General features: G+C 65.2%; 18 protein-coding genes. 14 read left to right on the top strand and 4 right to left on the bottom strand.

From position 1 onward, the window contains the following. The first annotated feature begins 38 nt into the window (after positions 1-38). The 4 genes from minC (at position 39) to sbcB (ending at position 3485) form a co-directional block, all read left to right on the top strand. Complete coding sequence (gene minC / locus GRB80_RS13735) at positions 39-773, top strand: septum site-determining protein MinC (protein WP_161423944.1); 735 nt, start codon at positions 39-41, stop codon at positions 771-773. Between the two features lie 55 nt (positions 774-828). Beyond that, positions 829-1647 carry a septum site-determining protein MinD gene (minD, locus tag GRB80_RS13730; protein WP_161423943.1) on the top strand — a complete coding sequence of 273 codons (819 nt, stop codon included), beginning with the start codon at positions 829-831 and terminating at the stop codon, positions 1645-1647. Then, the gene (gene minE, locus GRB80_RS13725) at positions 1644-1904 is read left to right on the top strand and encodes a cell division topological specificity factor MinE (protein ID WP_132044546.1); all 261 of its coding nucleotides are present in this window, start codon (positions 1644-1646) and stop codon (positions 1902-1904) included. Before minD ends, minE begins: the two co-directional genes overlap by 4 nt. Positions 1905-1991: 87 nt before the next feature. After that, positions 1992-3485 carry an exodeoxyribonuclease I gene (gene sbcB, locus GRB80_RS13720; RefSeq protein ID WP_161423942.1) on the top strand — a complete coding sequence of 498 codons (1494 nt, stop codon included), beginning with the start codon at positions 1992-1994 and terminating at the stop codon, positions 3483-3485. A gap of 91 nt (positions 3486-3576) precedes the next feature. On the opposite strand, the gene GRB80_RS13715 is transcribed toward sbcB, so the two are convergent. Together GRB80_RS13715 and GRB80_RS13710 are read right to left on the bottom strand one after the other, a co-directional pair. Next, positions 3577-6489 (bottom strand): insulinase family protein, encoded by a 2913-nt coding sequence (locus GRB80_RS13715; RefSeq protein WP_161423941.1) that lies wholly within the window; start codon positions 6487-6489, stop codon positions 3577-3579. Between the two features lie 27 nt (positions 6490-6516). Continuing rightward, positions 6517-7191: an SOS response-associated peptidase gene (locus tag GRB80_RS13710; RefSeq protein ID WP_161423940.1), complete on the bottom strand. Its 675-nt coding sequence runs from the start codon at positions 7189-7191 to the stop codon at positions 6517-6519. Positions 7192-7306: 115 nt separating this feature from the next. On the opposite strand from GRB80_RS13710, the gene GRB80_RS13705 reads away from it, so the two are divergent. Together GRB80_RS13705 and GRB80_RS13700 are read left to right on the top strand one after the other, a co-directional pair. After that, positions 7307-7912, top strand: a complete 606-nt coding sequence (locus tag GRB80_RS13705; RefSeq protein WP_132044542.1) for a TetR/AcrR family transcriptional regulator — start codon at positions 7307-7309, stop codon at positions 7910-7912. Positions 7913-7920: 8 nt separating this feature from the next. Further along, the gene (locus GRB80_RS13700) at positions 7921-8643 is read left to right on the top strand and encodes a 1-acyl-sn-glycerol-3-phosphate acyltransferase (RefSeq protein ID WP_309663440.1); all 723 of its coding nucleotides are present in this window, start codon (positions 7921-7923) and stop codon (positions 8641-8643) included. 22 nt (positions 8644-8665) lie between these two features. Here GRB80_RS13700 and GRB80_RS13695 read toward each other — a convergent pair whose 3' ends face one another. Further along, positions 8666-9931, bottom strand: a complete 1266-nt coding sequence (locus GRB80_RS13695) for an HlyC/CorC family transporter (RefSeq protein WP_132044541.1) — start codon at positions 9929-9931, stop codon at positions 8666-8668. A 79-nt stretch (positions 9932-10010) separates the two neighbouring features. After that, on the bottom strand, positions 10011-10811 hold the full coding sequence (locus GRB80_RS13690; protein WP_132044540.1) for a cytochrome C assembly family protein: 801 nt from the start codon (positions 10809-10811) through the stop codon (positions 10011-10013). 187 nt (positions 10812-10998) lie between these two features. Here GRB80_RS13690 and ffh point away from each other — a divergent pair, with 187 nt between their 5' ends. From ffh to GRB80_RS13650, 8 genes are all read left to right on the top strand, one after another. Beyond that, on the top strand, positions 10999-12417 hold the full coding sequence (gene ffh, locus GRB80_RS13685) for a signal recognition particle protein (RefSeq protein WP_161423939.1): 1419 nt from the start codon (positions 10999-11001) through the stop codon (positions 12415-12417). A 123-nt stretch (positions 12418-12540) separates the two neighbouring features. Then, positions 12541-12789 carry a 30S ribosomal protein S16 gene (gene rpsP, locus GRB80_RS13680; protein WP_132044536.1) on the top strand — a complete coding sequence of 83 codons (249 nt, stop codon included), beginning with the start codon at positions 12541-12543 and terminating at the stop codon, positions 12787-12789. A gap of 38 nt (positions 12790-12827) precedes the next feature. Continuing rightward, a complete protein-coding gene (gene rimM / locus GRB80_RS13675) occupies positions 12828-13379 on the top strand; it encodes a ribosome maturation factor RimM (RefSeq protein WP_161423938.1) in 552 nt (183 codons plus the stop codon). Positions 13380-13432: 53 nt separating this feature from the next. Next, on the top strand, positions 13433-14194 hold the full coding sequence (trmD, locus tag GRB80_RS13670; RefSeq protein WP_161424355.1) for a tRNA (guanosine(37)-N1)-methyltransferase TrmD: 762 nt from the start codon (positions 13433-13435) through the stop codon (positions 14192-14194). Positions 14195-14347: 153 nt separating this feature from the next. Next, entirely contained in the window at positions 14348-14704 is a 357-nt protein-coding gene (gene rplS, locus GRB80_RS13665) for a 50S ribosomal protein L19 (RefSeq protein WP_132044532.1), read from the top strand. 118 nt (positions 14705-14822) lie between these two features. Continuing rightward, positions 14823-15722, top strand: a complete 900-nt coding sequence (xerD, locus tag GRB80_RS13660) for a site-specific tyrosine recombinase XerD (protein ID WP_161423937.1) — start codon at positions 14823-14825, stop codon at positions 15720-15722. Between the two features lie 3 nt (positions 15723-15725). Beyond that, on the top strand, positions 15726-16475 hold the full coding sequence (locus GRB80_RS13655) for a DsbC family protein (protein ID WP_161423936.1): 750 nt from the start codon (positions 15726-15728) through the stop codon (positions 16473-16475). 139 nt (positions 16476-16614) lie between these two features. Next, on the top strand, positions 16615-17931 hold the full coding sequence (locus GRB80_RS13650; RefSeq protein ID WP_161423935.1) for a homoserine dehydrogenase: 1317 nt from the start codon (positions 16615-16617) through the stop codon (positions 17929-17931). The last annotated feature ends 1 nt before the right edge of the window (position 17932 follow it).

Below are 17932 nucleotides of genomic sequence, written 5' to 3'. Positions count from 1 at the left end.
TTGACTTTACTCCCATCACAGCGACCTGGAGTTCGGCAATGAGCCTCAAACTGGACAGGGAAAGCACGGCCTTCACCTTCAAGGGAGGCATGCTGCCGATGACGGTCATGGAGCTGACCAGTGCGGACCCCGAGCTGATCCGCGATCAGCTCGCCGGCAAGCTCAGCCAGTCGCCGGCCTTCTTTCAGCACACGCCGGTGGTGCTCAGTGTCGAGAAGCTCGACGAGCCTCACCTCGCCCTGGAGCGCATCTGCGCCGTCTGCCGGGCTCACAAGCTGCTGCCCGTGGCGGTGCGCGGGGGAGCCGATCCGATCAAGCAGTCGGCCTGGGCACTGGGTCTGGGCTGGTTTCCACCCCAGGAGGCCGGCAGGGCTCGCCCTCTGGAAAGCGTTGCCGCCGATGAAGAGGCGCCGGCCGAGCTGGCGGTGCCAGCGGATAGCATCGGTGGTGGACGCATCTTTCGTGGCACGGTGCGCTCCGGGCAGCAGATCACCTCCCCCAGCGGTGATCTGGTGGTGATCGGGGCGGTCAATGCCGGCGCCGAGGTGCTCGCGGCGGGCAGCGTGCATGTTTACGGCGCTCTGCGTGGACGTGCTCTGGCCGGCATCCATGGTGATGCCCTGGCCTGCATCTTCTGCCGTGAGCTCCACGCCGAGCTGCTCTCGGTGGCCGGGAACTACAAGCGCCTCGAGGACATCGACCGGCGGTTGCTGGGCACCCCGGTACAGGTTCGCCTCGATGGGGATCAGCTGGGCATCACCTCGCTCACCTGAGCGGTATCTCCGTCGATGGCTCGCGCCATTTCAACAACACGACAGGAAGTGACTCTTGGCCAAGATCATCGTTGTGACCTCCGGCAAGGGAGGCGTCGGCAAGACAACCAGCGCGGCAGCCATTGCCACTGGCCTGGCACTGCGCGGTAACAAGACCGTGGTCATCGACTTCGACGTCGGGCTGCGTAACCTGGACCTGATCATGGGCTGCGAGCGGCGTGTGGTCTACGACCTGGTCAACGTCATTCAGGGTGAAGCGGGGCTGAGCCAGGCTCTGATCCGCGACAAGCGTGTGGAAAACCTGCACATCCTTCCCGCCTCCCAGACTCGTGACAAGGAGGCCTTGACGCGTGAAGGGATCGAGAAGGTACTCGAGACCTTGAGCAAGGACTTCGACTACATCCTCTGCGACTCGCCCGCCGGCATCGAAGGGGGAGCCCAGCTGGCCATGTACTTCGCCGATGAGGCGATCGTGGTCACCAACCCCGAGATCTCCTCGGTGCGTGATTCCGATCGTATTCTCGGCCTGCTGGCCTCCAAGACACGACGTGCCGAGCGTGGCGAGGAAGCCATCAAGGAACACCTGCTGATCACTCGCTACAACCCGCTGCGGGTCGATACCGGCGATATGCTCAACCTCGAGGATATCCGCGAGATCCTGGCGATCGACCTGATCGGCTTGATACCGGAGTCGGAGGCGGTGCTGCGTGCTTCCAACCAGGGGGTGCCGGTAACCCACGACGCCTCCAGCGATGCCGGTCAGGCCTATACCGATACCGTATCGCGGCTGATTGGCGAGGATGTGCCGCTGCGCTTTCACGAGTATCAGAAGAAGAGTCTGCTCAGTCGCATGTTTGGAGGAGGTCGTCGGTGAAGCTGCTTGAATTCCTGAAACGGGAGCGCAAGAAGTCCGCGCCAGTCGCCAAGGAGCGGCTACAGATCATCGTCGCTCACCAGCGCAGTCAGCGCGGCCAGCCGGACTACATGCCGATGCTGGAGCGGGAGCTGTTGGAGGTGATTCGCCGCTATGTGCAGGTGGATGATGACGCCATCAATATCAGCCTCGACAGTGAGGACAACTGTTCGGTGCTCGAGCTCAATGTGACCCTGCCCAAGGGGGCGCCGGGCTGAGCCGGTCTGGCTGAACCTGTCTGGCTGAGTGAGTCGTTGGGCTGTGCTAGGCTGTTGGCTCCATGCTGAATCGCCGGAGAAACCTTGATGGCGCCGCCTGACGCCCCGAAGACCTTCCTGTGGCACGACTACGAGACCTTCGGTGCCGACCCCCGTCGTGACCGTCCGTCTCAGTTCGCCGCGATCCGTACCGATGCCGAATTCAACGAGATCGGTGAGCCGGTCACCTGGTACTGCCGGCCGGCAGATGACTTCCTGCCGCATCCCCAGGCCTGTCTGGTCACCGGTATCACGCCCCAGCAGGCGCGTCGCCGCGGGCTGCCCGAGGCGCAGTTTGCCGGGCAGATCGAGGCGCTGATGAGCGTGCCGGGCACCTGCGCGGTAGGCTACAACAGCGTGCGTTTCGACGACGAGGTCAGTCGTCATCTCTTCTACCGCAACCTGCTCGACCCCTATGCCCGGGAGTGGCAGAACGGCAATTCGCGCTGGGACCTGATCGATGTGGTGCGGGCCTTTCACGCCCTGCGTCCGGAGGGGCTCGAGTGGCCGCGTCGCGAGGACGGGGCGCCCAGCTTCCGGCTCGAGGATCTCACCGCCGCCAACGGCATCGAGCATGTCGGGGCCCACGATGCCCTGGCCGACGTGCGGGCGACCATCGCCCTGGCCAGGCGTCTGCGTGAGGCCAATGCCAACCTCTTCGACTTTCTGCTCAAGCTGCGCGGCAAGCGCGCCGTGGGCAAGCTGCTTGATGTGCCTGGACGCAAGCCACTGCTGCATATCTCACGGCGTTACCCGGCCAGTCGCGGCTGTGCCGCCCTGGTGGTGCCCCTTGCTGAGCATCCCAGCAACCCCAACGGGGTCGTCGTCTATGATCTTTCGGTGGACCCCGCGCCACTCCTCGAGCTCTCCGCCGAGCAGATACGCCAGCGGGTCTTCGTCAGTAATGACGACCTTGCCGAGGGCACCGAGCGGATCCCGCTCAAGGTGATCCATATCAACAAGTGCCCGGTGCTGTTCCCGGCCAGCGCCCTCAAGGACGTGGCGGGTCCGCGGCGCGGAGAGCATGGTGATATCGTCGAGCGCCTGGGGCTGGATATGGCGACCTGCCGCGAGCACTGGAAGCGTCTGGCTGGGCATCCGGAGGTGGCCGCCCGTGCCGCCGAGGTGTTCGCCGAGCCACCCCCGGCGGGGTCGGGTGACCCCGACCTGATGCTCTACTCGGGAGGTTTCTTCTCGCCGGCGGATCGCCGTCAGATGCAGCAGGTGCGCGAGATGGCGGCCTGGGATCTGGTGGGTGCCAGCTTCGCCTTCCAGGATCCACGCCTGGAGGAGATGCTGTTTCGCTATCGCGCGCGCAGCTTCCCCGAGACGCTTGAAGGCGATGAGCTGGCCCAGTGGGAGGCCTACCGCTGGGCTCGCATGAATGACGCTGAGGTGGCGAGCCTGACCCTCAAGGGCTTCGCCCGAGAGATCGAACGGCTCAACCGGGTCGAGCTGAGCGACCGCGACCGTCAAATCCTCGAGGAGCTGGTGATGCATGTCGAGGCCATCCTGCCTCCCCAGGCATTCGACGCGGGCTAACGCGCTGTCTTCTCCTTCGCAGCAGCTTTTGCCTGGCCTGCCATCGTCAGGGCCACATCACTTTTGATGTGGCCCTCTTCCGGCTTGTAGCTTACAGCTTATCGTTCCGGCGCAGCCGGGGTTCACTCCTCGCCCCACACTCTTTACCTTCCGGCAACGGCTCGAGGTCAGCCGTGAATGCCAGCACGTCGGTGGGCGCATCGCCCGGGTCATAGGCGACTCGCACCTCGGGGCTGGCAAGCAGGGCCGTCCAGGCCTCGCGCAGCTCGTCGGCGGTAATAGCCAGGACCCGCTCGGCGAGCTTGTCGCGCCGCTCGAACTCGGTATCGCCGTAGGCCAGGGTGCGCCACAGGCGATTGGTCCGGCCGCCCAGGCTGGTATCGCGCCGGGTCAGTTCGGCATGCACCGCCTGGCGGTAAGGGGCGAGTGCCTCCTCGTCCAGCGTTTCCAGGGTGGCGCCGAAGCTCTGCAGAAAACGATCCATATGGTCGGCGATCGACTCGCTATCGGTCTCCGGTGACTGCACCAGCAGGGCGAGACCCGGGGCATCCAGCATCGGCGAGTAGCCGGCGTGAACCACGTAACCGAGCTGCTGCTCGGTGCGCAGACGCTGGTAGAAGGGGGTGTCGATCAGCTGGCCGAGCAGTGCCAGGCGTGCTTGGCTATCGAGGGAGCGGTCCGGGCCCTGCAGGTAGCGCAGCAGTATCGACTCCTCGCGACCTGTCTGTGGGGTCAGGGCGGGAAGATCCGCGGAGGCAGCCAGCGGGACCAGGTCGGGAATCGCTGCCGCCGTGAGGCTCGGCGCCAGGGTGTCGGCCATCTGCTGTGCAATCTCATCGGCTTGCTCGGCGCCGATATTGCCCACCGCCATGGCCTCCAGATGCAGTTCGTCGAGGAAGATGTCGCGAAATTCACGCAGGTCCCCCGGCGTCATGCCTTCGCTGGCCTCAAGCAGTGTATTGGTGGGCCACTGGGGGCGCACCAGGGTCTCGGCCAGGGTTCGGTTGGCCTGTCGGTGGAGTGGGTCCTGGGGCGCATTGCGCCACTCCCGCTGCAGGCGATGGCGCACCCGTTCGAAGGCGTCGGGCTTGATGGCCCCCTGCTGAAGCTGCTCGATCACACGCTCCATCACCACCGTCTGACGATCGCGCCAGCCGGAGAAGGCCAGGGTAATGCCGCGGGCGTGGGCGTAGGCCTCGACTCCCTGGCCGGCCAGCCGCGCGGGATAGAGCACCTCGTTGAGGCTATCCTCCAGCCAGCCGGCGAGCAGCCGGGCCAGTACCGCTTCGCGGGGCGCCTCGGCGGCACGCGGGTGTTGCAGGCTGAAGCGCCACTCCACCTTGGGCGTGTCGAAGCTGGCGTCTGCCATGTGCCAGAAGGTGAAGGTGGCTTCATCGATACGCTGTCGAGGGCGCTCGTCCTGGGCGTCGAGCAGCGCGAGATCTTCGGCGATATAGGGGTTGGGTTCGGGCAGCATCAGCCCATCGCGAGGCGTGGCATCGGCGGTGTAGGCGTCGTCGCCCCAGGGGGTGTCGAACCAGGGCGAGGTCCGCTCGCCTTCGACGTCCGGGGCGCTATAGAGCCGAATCAGGTTGTCGGGCCTTAGTGCGGCCAGGTAGTCGCGGGTCCGCCCCCGGTCGAAGCCATCCATGCGATAGTCGGCATATTGCACATCCTCCACCGGGTAGCGTGCCAGGTTCATGGCCAGGCGCATGGCGTCCTGCTGGGGCGAGCCGTGCTGCTGAAACTGGAAACCCTGTTCGGCCAGGCGCGCCTGCTGGGAGTAGCGCCACGCCTCGGGGCCGGCCTCGCGAATCGTCTCGATGGCAGCGAACAGGCTCGCCTCGATGGCATCGCGATGTTCTGCCCCCAGAGGGGTCAGGCTGATGTCGACGGTGAACAGGGCGTGGCGTCCGTCACCCCGCGAGACGCCGGCGGAGAGCCCATCGGCCCAGCCCGCCTCGCGCAGGGCCGCAAGCAGGCTACCCTCGCCCTCATGCCCGAGCAGGTGGGCGATCAGGTCGACAGGCTTGTGGCGGTACTCGGCGATGGGGTCGTTTACCGGAAAGAGAAAGCGCAGCTGGTGGCTGTCACGCAGGGACTGCACGGCGACTCGCCTGGGAAGTGTCTCCGGCAGGAACAGCGGGTCGCTGATCTTCGGCCGCACCAGGCCTCGGTCCGGCACCGTGGCGAAGCGCTCGGCGACTAGCCGCTCCAGTTCGTCGAGGGGCTGAGGGGCGACGATCGCCAGGTGCATGACGTTGGCATCGTAGTGCGACGCATAGAAGTCGATGACCCGCTCACGCAGACTCGGCTCGTCGCTGGGACGGTCGGCCAGGGTCGTGCGGCTGCCGACCGAAAAGCCGGTGAAGGGGTGTTCGGGGTTCAGCAGGCGGTCGAGCACGTCGTTGACCCGCCGGCCCTCGTCGCGGATGCGCGCCATATATTCGGAGTGCACCACGTTGCGTTCGCTCTCCAGGCGGTCGGCGTTGAATAGCGGCGCGATAAAGAACTGGCTGAAGCGATCCAGGGCGCCTTCGAGGGCATCGGGCTCGATGGTGAAGAAGTAGTTGGTGTCCTGGGGCGCTGTAAAGGCGTTGTGGCTGCCGCCATGGCGGGTCAGATAGCCCTGATAGGCATCCGCCTCGGGGTAGGGCTCGGTGCCCAGGAACAGCATGTGCTCGAGGAAGTGGGCGAGACCCGACAGGTCTTCCGGATCCTGGGCGCTGCCGACCGAGACATTGAGGGAGGCCGCGGCCTTGTCGGCATCGGGGTCGCTGACCAGCAGGGCGGTGAAGCCGTTCTCCAGGCTCAACACGCGATAGTCGCGTTCGTCGTGAGGGCTGACCCTGGGCGTGGTGCTTGCCTCGACGGCCGCGGTGGGGGTGGTCGCCGTCTGGGTGGCCAGGGCCTGGGAGGCTAGGCTCTGTGAGGCCAGGCCCAGCAGGACAAGCAGCGGGGGCAGCAGTCGCCCGCAGCGGGCGACGGACAGGATAGGCAACATTCTCACTCCTTGTGCAGGGATGCCGGCTCAGGCCTCGTGGCGCAGCATGGGGCCGACCGGGTGGGCGCAGGCCGCGTCCTGGTTCGCCGGATTATTCACACGTCTTGATACCGGAAAAGCGCCCAACAGTTCCCTGGGCGCCGGTGCCAGCATGGCCTGGGCCGCCTCGCTTGGTGTCTGCGGATCGAGCCAGCGCCGTGCCTCGGCAGGTGGTATTGCCGCCGGGAGGCGATCGCTGAGTGGCGCCAGCAGGCCGTTGGTCGGCACGGTGATCAGCGCCATGGAGTCGGTGTGCTCGGCCAGGCTGGTGTGGAAGCGACACCAGAGCGCGGCCAGCAGCAGCGGGCCGCGGTCCACTCGTGTGACCAGGAAGGGCTGCTTGAAGCGTGGCTGGGGCTTCCATACATAGACGCCGGTGGCCGGGATCAGACAGCGCCTGGCGTGAAAGGCCTCGCGGAACATGCGGCGCGACGCCAGGGATTCGGCGCGGGCGCAATGGGGCGCGTGGTCCAGCACCTCCAGCCAGGGCGGCGTCAGCCCCCAGAACAGTTGTTCCAGGCGCGGCCGGCCCGCGTCCAGGCGAATGCCCGAGAGCATGCGTCGGGGGGCCAGGTTGGCACCGGTCAAGAGGGGCGTCTCCATCACCAGGTCGGGCACGAGCTGGCTGATGTCGATCGGGGCGATATGCAGTCGGCCGGCCATGGAATCTCCGAGTCTGGGGAGTGTCAGGGTAACATGGCTATCGAAAACAGTGTTCGATGTGCGCTATCCTTGGGGACCTTCACGCAACTGCCTGCTTCGGCACGCGAGGAACTCGATGGCTCGTCCCAGACAACATGCCCCCGAGGCGCTTCATGCCCAGGTAATGGCGGCCTGTGATGCCTGGTTGCAGGGCAACTCGGTACACGGCCTGTCACTGCGTGCGCTGGCTCGCGAGGTGGGGTGCGCGCCCAGTACCCTGCTCAAGCTTTATGGCAGCTTTCACAACCTCCTGCAGCACGTCAACATCGAAACCCTTGGGCATCTGCGCGAGGTGGTCGAGCCGCTGGCCGGCCAGGCAGCACCGGAGGAGCGGTTGCGCGCCCTGGCGCGTGCCTACTGGCAGTTTGCCCAGCGCGAAGCGTATCGCTGGCAGCTGCTGTTCGACTTCCCGCTGGCCCAGGAGGGAGAGCTGGACCAGCGCCAGAACGAGATGATCGAGGCGCTCTTCCTGCGTGTCGAAGCCACTCTCAAGGAGTACCAGCCGGCCCTGGATGATCTCGAGGCGCGCCGGCTGGGGCGCACCCTCTGGGGCAGCGTGCATGGCCTGGTACAGCTGGGCCTTAACGAGCGGCTGGGCTACTGGCAGGGCCAGCAGTTGGAAGTGGGGGAGCTGCTCGACCAGCTGCTCGACACCATCCTCGCCGGCCTGAGGGCCAGATAGGTGTCGTCGTGACAGCGTTTAGCTGGTTCCTGATCGCCTGTGTGGCGCTGTGTCTCGTCTGGCGGATCATTCGGGCGCCGCGCCCGGCGGTACGCCTGCTGGTCTATCTGCTGGTTCGCCTGCTCTATCGGCTGCGCCTGACGGGGCTCGAGCACCTTCCCGAGCGTGGGGCGGCCCTGGTGGTGTGCAACCACGTCAGTTTCATGGATGCCCTGGTGCTGGGTGGCGCGAGCCCGCGACCACTGCGCTTTCTGATGGACAAGCCGATCTATGATTCACCCTGGCTCAACTGGCTGTTCCGGCTGGTGGGGGCGATTCCCGTTGAGTCGGAGCGCAGCGATCCAGGCACTCTGCGCCGGGCGATGGAGGAGGTGAGTCGGGCGCTGCGCGATGGCGAGGTGGTGATGCTGTTTCCGGAGGGGCGTCTGACAATGGATGGCGAGGTGCAGGAGTTTCGTCGTGGCCTGGAGCTGATCCTCGCCCGTGACCCGGTGCCGGTGATTCCGGCGAGCCTCTCCGGGCTCTGGGGCTCATGGACCTCTCACTGCCACGGTCGTGCGCTGAGTCAGCGACCGCGACGTTTCCGCGCCCGAGTGGTGCTGCAGCTCGGCGAGCCGCTCTCTCCCGGGGCGGCGACTCGTTGCCAGCTGGAGGCCAGAGTTCGGGAGCTCAAGTGCGTTGGGGATGCCTCGATCCAGCCGGCGGTCGAACACCAGACCCAGAGTCGCTAGAGGCATGTGCCTGGCGTCGCGCTCACCGCGGGGCCAGCCAGCAGCGTGCCGCGGTGATCAGGTTGTCACGCACCGCCTGGATCTCCATGCGCACGTCGCCCACCTGTAGCGAGGTCGGGCCCTCCGGAAATCCCTCAAGGTGTTCGAGGATCAGGCCATTGAGCGTCTTGGGGCCGTCGGTAGGCAGTTGCCAGCCCAGCGACTTGTTGATGTCGCGGATATTGGCGGTGCCCTCTATCACCACGCTGCCGTCCTCCTGGTGCCGGATATCCTCCTGCATGCCTGCTACCCCGGTGGTGAACTCGCCGACGATCTCCTCGAGGATATCCTCCAGGGTCACCAGGCCCTCCACATCGCCATACTCGTCCACCACGATGCCGATACGCCGCTTCTGCTGCTGAAAGTGGAGCAGCTGGGTGTGCAGCGGATTGGACTCGGGGATGAAGTAGGGCTCACGAGCCTCCTGGACGATGGCGGCCTTGGTCACTTCGCCGCGGGATAGGAAGCGTGCCGCATTGCGCAGGTGCAGCAGGCCGATGATGTTGTTGATGTCGCCCTTGTAGACCGGCAGCCGGGTGTGCTGGCTGGTGCGGATCTGGGTGAGGATCTCGTCGAGATCATCGTCCAGGTTGATGCCGATCACCTCGTGGCGCGGCACCATGATGTCGTTCACGGTGACGTTCTCGAGATCGAGGATGGAGAGCAGCATCGCCTGGTGGCGGTGAGGGATAAGGGTGCCCGCCTCGTGAACCACGGTGCGCAGTTCATCGCGGGTCAGATTGTCGCCATCCCCATCGATGCTGCGCACGCCGATCAGCCGCAGCAGACCATTGGAGATCACATTGACCAGCCACACCAGCGGGTAGAGCAGCTTGAGCAGTGGCTCGAGCACCAGCGAAGCAGGGAAGGCGATGCGCTCCGGCTTCACCGCTGCATAAGTCTTGGGGGTGACCTCGGCGAAAATCAGGATGGTGATGGTCAATGCGGCGGTGGCGACGGCCGGGCCGGTAACGTCGCCAAGAAAATGAATGGCGATGATGGTGGCGATGGAGGCCGCCAGGTTGTTGACGAAGTTGTTGCCGATCAGGATCACGCCGATCAGCCGGTCGGGGCGAGCCAGTAGTCTGGCGACACGTTGGGCCCGTGCCTCCCCACTGCTGACCCGGTGGCTGAGGCGGTAGCGGTTGATCGACATCATGCCGGTCTCGGAGCTCGAGAAGAAGGCAGACAGGCAGACAAGCAGGAACAGCAGGCCGAACAGCAATCCCAATGGGAAGTCGTCGCTCAAGTCGAAGAGTCCTCGGTCGCGGGTCAGGCTCGATTTGACGGGAGGTGGGCGCGCGGTGTCAAGGTATCAGAAGGGCCGCTCAGCCGCGGTTGAGCAGCACTTCCAGAACGAAGAGGCTACCAAAGTAAGCCGCTACCAGAACGGCGCAGCCGCCAAGGGTCCAACGCACGGCACGCATGCCGCGCCAGCCCAGGCGGTGGTGGCTGAACAGCAGGATGGCGAAGATTACCCAGGCAGCCAACGAGAGGATCGTCTTGTGAGCCAGGTGCTGGGCAAACATGTTGTCGAGGAACACGAAGCCGCTGAGGATCGCCAGGGTCAGCAGTGCCATGCCTGCCCAGATCAACTCAAACAACAACCGCTCCATGGAGGTGAGCGGGGGCAGAGCCTGGACAATTCCGCGGATGTGGTGGTGGCGCAGGGCGCGGTTCTGCAGACCCAGCAGGATGGCCTGCACGGCGGCGATGGCCAGCACCGCGAATCCCAACAGGGAGCTGATGGCATGGAGGGCGACACCGGGAGAGAGTGCCTCGGCCGGGGGTGGTGCCGGTACCGTGGCAGCCAGCAACAGCGCAAGGCCTGCCATCGGCAGTACGCCGACGGCGGCACCCAGTACCGGCTTGAACAGGCTGACACCCAGCAGTACCGCCACCGCCATGGCACTGATCAGGATCATGCTGGTGTAGAGCCCCGGCAGTACCTGAGCATCATGACCGAACAGGCTGACGACCAGTGGCAGGTGGCAGAGCAGGCCAAGCAGCGACAGGCCGCGTACCAGCATCGGCTGTGGCGCTACCCGGCGAACCAGAGTCAGTCCCTGCCAGGAGGCGGCGGCGAGATAGAAGAGAGAGGCCATTACGGCCAGGGCGAGCGCCTGCATGGGTTGCGATCCGTGCGCTTGTGAAAGTGGTCAGCATAAGGGTGGCATCAGTGCGGTTACTATACCCAATCACCCGGCTGGCGCACAGGCCTTGGAGTCTGGGTCAGGACGTGGTGCATGGAGACTCGCGGCCACAGCGCGTATAATCGCCCCCAACCTTCAGGCCATCGCACACGTGGAGAGGCCAATGTTTCAGAATCTCAGCGAGCGCCTGTCGCAGACGCTCAAATCGATCAAGGGTCAGGCTCGCCTGACCGAGGACAATGTAAAGGACACCCTGCGCGAGGTGCGCCGTGCGCTGCTCGAGGCGGATGTCGCCCTGCCGGTGGTCAAGGACTTTATCGACCGCGTGCGCGAACGCGCCGTGGGTCAGGAAGTTTCCAAGAGCCTCTCGCCCGGTCAGCAGTTCGTCAAGATCGTCCAGCAGGAGCTGGAAGCGACCATGGGCGAGGTCAACGAGGGGCTGACCCTCAAGGGCTCGCCGGCGGTGGTGCTGATGGCCGGCCTGCAGGGCGCGGGCAAGACCACCTCGGTGGCCAAGCTGGCGCGCTATCTGCGCGAGCGCGAGAAGAAGAAGGTGCTGGTGGTCTCTGCCGACGTTTACCGCCCGGCGGCCATCGACCAGCTCGAGACCCTGGCGAAGGAGGTCGAGGTCGACTTCTTCCCGTCGCGCTCCGACCAGCAGCCTGTCGCTATCGCCGAGGCGGCGATCAAGCATGCCAAGATCCAGTTCCACGATGTGGTGCTGGTGGATACCGCCGGTCGCCTTGCCATCGATGAGGCGATGATGGCCGAGATCCAGGCGTTGCATAAGGCGGTCTCGCCTCAGGAGACGCTGTTCGTCGTCGACGCCATGACCGGCCAGGATGCCGCCAATACCGCCAAGGCCTTCCATGAGGCGCTGCCGCTGACCGGGGTGATCCTGACCAAGGCCGACGGCGATGCGCGTGGTGGTGCGGCGCTCTCGGTGCGTCATATCACCGGCAAGCCGATCAAGTTCATGGGCGTTGGCGAGAAGGTCGACGCCCTCGAGCCCTTCCATCCGGATCGCGTGGCGTCGCGCATCCTCGGTATGGGCGACGTATTGTCGCTGATCGAGGAGGCCGAGCGCAGCGTCGACAAGGGCAAGGCCGAGAAACTGGCCAAGAAGGTCAAGAAGGGCCAGGGCTTCGATCTCGAGGACTTCCGCGACCAGCTCCAGCAGCTCAAGAAGATGGGCGGTATGGGCGGTCTGCTGGGCAAGTTGCCCGGCATGGGGCAGATGGCCGAGATGGCTCAGGGGCCCGGCCCCGAGAAGGAGATGGGCAAGCTCGAGGCGCTGATCAACTCCATGACGCCCCAGGAGCGTCGCAAGCCCGAGATCATCAACGGCTCGCGCAAGCGGCGCATCGCCGCCGGTGCCGGCCTGCAGGTGCCCGATCTGAATCGTCTGCTCAAGCAGCACAAGCAGATGCAGAAGATGATGAAGAAGGCGGGCAAGAAGGGTGGCATGCAGAACATGATGCGTGGCATGTCCGGCATGATGGGCGGCGCTGGCCCCGGCGGCATGGGTGGCATGGGTGGCATGGGGGGAATGGGCGGCCCCGGTGGCAAGCCCTGGCGATAAGCCCGAAAAAGGTTCCCAAGCGGGACTGTTTTCCGTAGAATGCTGCGTCTTGACTGACAGGACCGCGAGTGTCGCGGTCATCGTCGTGAACGAATCCCAATCAACCGAAGGACTTAATAGGCCATGGTTACCATTCGTCTGGCTCGTGGTGGCGCCAAGAAGCGTCCCTTCTACCACCTGACCGTTACCGATTCCCGCAACGCCCGTGATGGCCGTTTCATCGAGCGTCTCGGCTTCTTCAACCCGGTTGCCCGTGGTCAGGAAGAGCGTCTGCGTGTCGATCTCGACCGTGTCACCCACTGGCAGAGCCAGGGTGCCCAGCTCTCCGGCCGTGTTGCCGAGCTGGTCAAGGAAGCTCGCAAGCAGGCCTGAGGTCTGATGCGATGATTGTCTCGGTTCCGAGGTCGTCGATGAGCGAATCTGCAAAGGCTCAGCCCGCCGACGATCATGTGGTGCTGGGAAAGTTGACCAGCCCCTATGGCGTTAAGGGCTGGCTCAAGGTGTATTCGTACACCAGCCCCATGGAGGGCATCCTCGACTACCCCGAGTGGGTGGTGCGTCAGGGCGATACGCTGAAGCGTTGTCGACTGGTGCAGGGGCGCCGCCACGGCAAGGGTCTGGTGGCCCAGCTCGAAGGCTGCGACTCCCGCGAGGCCGCCGAAGCGCTGGCCGGCGCAGAGATCGTGCTGCCCAAGGCAGAACTGCCCGAGCTCAGCGGCGACGATTTCTACTGGCACGAGCTGGAAGGCCTGCGGGTCGTGACCCGTGATGGCAGCGTGCTGGGCCGTATCGACCATCTCTTCGAGACCGGCGCCAATGATGTCATGGTCGTGAAGGGAAGTCTCGAGACGGACGCCATTGATGCCCGCGAGCGACTGCTGCCGTTCCTGCCCGAAGAGGTGATCCTCGAGGTGGATCTCGAAGATGGCGTGATGCACGTCGACTGGGATCCCGAGTTTTGAAGGAATCCGATTCGATGACGGCTGACTCTCCGGCACCCGAACGGGTGGCCGATATGTGGGTCGGGGTCGTCTCGCTGTTTCCGGAGATGTTCGAGGCGATCACGCGCTACGGCGTTACCGGTCGAGCAGTCGAGAAGGGGCATGTGGCGCTGGAGGTCTGGAATCCTCGCGACTTTGCCACCGACAGACATCGCACCGTGGACGACCGCCCCTATGGCGGCGGGCCAGGGATGTTGATGAAGGTCGATACCCTGCGCGCGGCGATTCATGCGGCCAAAGCCAGGGCCGAGCAGGCCACCGGGCAGCGTCCCAGGGTGGTCTATCTGTCGCCCCAGGGGCGACGGCTCGATCAGGCCGGGGCTCGGGAGCTGGCGGCCGGGCCGCCACTGGTCGTGGTGGCGGGGCGTTACGAAGGCATCGATGAGCGCGTGGTGGAGAGCGACATCGATGAAGAGTGGTCGATCGGTGATTATGTGTTGAGCGGCGGCGAGCTGCCGGCCATGGTACTGATCGATGCCGCGGCAAGGCTGGTGCCCGGAGTGCTGGGTCATCAGGATTCCGCGGTCGAGGACTCCTTCAACGAAGGACTGCTGGACTGCCCGCACTACACTCGCCCCGAGGTGATCGACGGGCGTCGGGTGCCGGAAGTCCTGCTCAGCGGCAATCACGGTGCCATTCGGCGCTGGCGGCTGAAGCAGTCTCTTGGGCGTACCTGGCAGCGACGTCCCGACCTGCTCGAGGGCAGGGAGTTGAACAAGGAGCAACGCAAGCTGTTGCAGGAGTTCCTCGAGGAGCACGCTTTGCCCGCCAGATAGGGCAGGCGGAGGTGCGGGAGCGCTGAGCGATCGAACTCACTGCCCCGCGTCACCCATTATCTCCCGCGCTCTCGAGAGCATTCGAGCGCCGGGATCACGATTCATCGGCAACCCAGGCGATCGATGAGTCAACGTTATCAAGGAGTCATTGTCATGAGCAGCAAGAACAAGGTGATCCAGGCGCTCGAAGCCGAGCAGATGAGCAAGGAGATCCCGACCTTTGCCCCCGGCGACACCATTATCGTCCAGGTCAAGGTCAAGGAAGGCAGCCGTGAGCGTCTCCAGGCCTTCGAAGGCGTGGTGATCGGCAAGCGTAACCGCGGCCTGAACTCCGCCTTCACCGTGCGCAAGATCTCTCACGGTGTGGGTGTCGAGCGTACCTTCCAGACCTACAGCCCGCTGGTCGACTCCATCAGCGTCAAGCGTCGCGGTGACGTGCGCAAGGCCAAGCTCTACTACCTCCGTGAGCGCAGCGGCAAGTCTGCACGCATCAAGGAAAAGCTGGCCTGAGGCCAAGGCCTCCGAGCCCTCGGGTCGGGGCACTGCCCCGGCTCGATCGACAAACCCCGTCACCGCTCTCGCGGGGCGGGGTTTCCTTTTGGGTGCAACATGCCAGCCGGAGAACCTCATGAGTAGGGTCGACGAGACAGCCGTGATCGATACCTTTCTCGATGCCCTGTGGCTGGAGCAGGGGGTCAGCGAGCATACGCTGGCTGCCTACCGCCGCGACCTGACCGCCTGGGCGGCGCATCTCGCCGAGCTTGGCGAGGGGTTGCTCTCGCCAGATGCCAGGAGCCTGCCGGCCTGGCTCGACGCGCGGCGTGCGGCCGGCTATCGGCTGCGCAGCAATGCGCGCCTGCTCTCCAGTCTGCGTCGCTTCTATCGTTGGGCGCTGGAGACGGGGCGTATCGAGCGTGACCCGCTGGCCGAGGTCAGGTTGCCCCGGGTGCAACCCAGCCTGCCCGAGACCCTGGAGGAGGCCGAGGTGGAGCGGTTGATTGCGGCACCGGATGTGACGACGGATCTGGGGCTTCGTGACCGCACCATGCTGGAGGTGCTTTATGGCACGGGACTACGCGTCTCAGAGCTGGTGGGACTGACCACCGATGCCGTGAATCTGCGCCAGGGAGTGGTCAGGGTGCGCGGCAAGGGTGACAAGGACCGCCTGGTGCCTCTGGGCGAGGAAGCCGTTCACTGGGTCACGCGCTATCTGCGCACCGCGCGTGGTGCCTTGATGCATGATGTCATGCGGCCTGCGCTCTTTCCGGGGCGTGACGACCGCCCGCTGACCCGACAGGCCTTCTGGTACCGGATCAAGCATCACGCCAGGGTGGCCGGCATCGAGCGCTCGCTGTCGCCCCATACCCTGCGCCATGCATTCGCCACCCACTTGTTGAATCATGGTGCCAATCTGCGTGTCGTACAGTTGCTGCTAGGTCATAGTGACCTTTCCACTACCCAGATCTATACCCATGTGGCCCAGGCGCGTCTGGAGCGCCTGCATGCCGATCATCACCCACGAGGATGAATCATGACGACCCTTTCCCGGCTCCTTCTTATCGGGCTGTCCGCCGCGCCTATTGCCATGCTGCTCTCGACGCAAACCTTGGCCCAGCAGGGTGAGGCCGAGCGTCTTGCCGAGCGGCTTTCGGTCAGCGGCCAGGCGATGCCGGTGCGCAGCGTTCGCGAGGCGCCGATGGAGGGGCTCTTCGAGGTGCGCCTGGAGACCGGCGAGCGCTTCTACAGCGACGCGCAAGGCGAGCACTTTCTGGTGGGCGACCTCTACCGCAATGGCGAGCAGGGGCTGGTCAACCTGAGCGAGCAGAGTCGCAACGCCGAGCGTGCCGAGCGTCTGAGCCAGGTACCGGAATCCAAACGGGTGATCTTCCGCGGAGCCCAGAGCCGCGCCAGTGTGATGGTGTTCACCGATACCACCTGCCCCTACTGCCAGCAGCTTCACGAAGAGGTGCCGCGGCTCAACGAGCTGGGTATCGATGTGCACTACCTGGCCTTCCCGCGTAGCGGCATGAGCGGCCAGGGCGCGCGTACCATGCAGCAGGTGTGGTGTGCCGACAACCCCGCCGAGGCGATGAGTGCCGCCAAGCGGGGGGATTCGCTTTCGACCGCCGCGGACTGCGACAATCCGGTCGAGTCACAGTATCATCTGGGACTCGAGCTTGGCGTTCAGGGGACGCCGGCCATTGTGCTGCCTGACGGCCGCCTGGTACCGGGCTATGTGCCCGCCGAGCGCCTGGCCGCTATGCTGGGGCTCGACGAGTAGGGCATCCCGCTCTGTCCGCACGCCTGCAGGCCAGGCGCTGGTGGCCGAGCGCCCTGGCCCGCCCCGGTGGCGGGCCGCCGAGCCATCTGGACACGACACGCTATATAACGAACTCGGACACACGAGCAGGAGTAATACATTGAAACCGGTGAGAGTAGGAATCTGTGGGCTGGGGACCGTCGGTGGCGGAACCTTCAACGTGCTGACTCGCAACGCCGACGATATTACCCGGCGGGCCGGGCGACCGATTGTCATCGAGCAGGTCGCCTATCGCACCCCCAACCCCGAGTGTGACCTCACCGGCATCGACACGACCGCCGATATCTTCGAGGTGGCCAGCAACCCCAACGTCGACGTGGTGGTGGAGCTGATCGGTGGCTATGACGTGGCGCGTGAGCTGGTGCTTGCCGCCATCGAGAATGGCAAGCACGTGGTCACCGCCAACAAGGCGCTGATCGCGGTGCATGGCAACGAGATCTTCGCGGCCGCTCACGAGAAGGGCGTGATCGTGGCCTTCGAGGCCGCGGTGGCCGGCGGCATCCCGGTGATCAAGTCGCTGCGTGAGGGGCTTGGCGCCAATCGCATCGAGTGGGTGGCGGGGATCATCAACGGTACCGGCAACTATATCCTGACCCATATGCGCGACGATGGGCGGGCCTTCGAGGATGTTCTCGCCGAGGCCCAGGCGCTCGGCTATGCGGAAGCCGATCCGACCTTCGATGTCGAGGGCATCGACGCCGCGCACAAGCTGACCATCCTCGCCTCCATCGCCTATGGGGTGCCGCTGCAGTTCGAGAAGGCCTATACCGAGGGCATCTCCCGGGTCACCGCCGAGGATGTGGAGCAGGCCGACAACCTGGGCTACGTGATCAAGCACCTGGGGATCTCCAAGCGGACCGAGCAGGGCCTGGAGCTGCGTGTGCACCCCACGCTGATCCCCAAGGAGCGCCTGCTGGCCAACGTGCATGGCGTCAAGAATGCCATCGCCGTGATGGGCGATGCCGTGGGGCCGACCCTCTACTACGGCGCCGGCGCCGGGGCCGAGCCCACCGCCTCCGCGGTGGTGGCCGATCTGCTCGATGTGGCCCGTGATATCGCCACCGATCACCACTACCGGGTGCCCTACCTGGCCTTCAGCGGCATCAGCGAGGACGTCAGTCAGCTGCCGATCATGCCCATGGAGGAGATCACCACCGCCTACTACCTGCGGCTGCTGGCGGTGGATCGCCCCGGCGTACTGGCCCGGGTGGCAACCATTCTTTCCGAGCAGGGCATCTCCATCGAGGCGCTGATCCAGAAGGAGGCCACCGAGGGTGAACTGGTGCCGATCATTCTGCTGACTCACCGCACCCCCGAGAAGAGCATGAACGAGGCGATTCGCCAGATCGAGTCCATGTCCGATGTCGCCGGACCGGTGACCCGGATTCGCGTCGAATCCCTGGACGAGCAGGAATAAC

It is taken from the genome of Halomonas icarae (genome assembly GCF_009901955.1).
In the GTDB taxonomy this organism is placed as follows: domain Bacteria; phylum Pseudomonadota; class Gammaproteobacteria; order Pseudomonadales; family Halomonadaceae; genus Halomonas; species Halomonas icarae.
The sequence above is the reverse complement of the archived record's forward strand: the minus strand, read 5'-3'. Positions and strand labels throughout refer to the sequence as shown.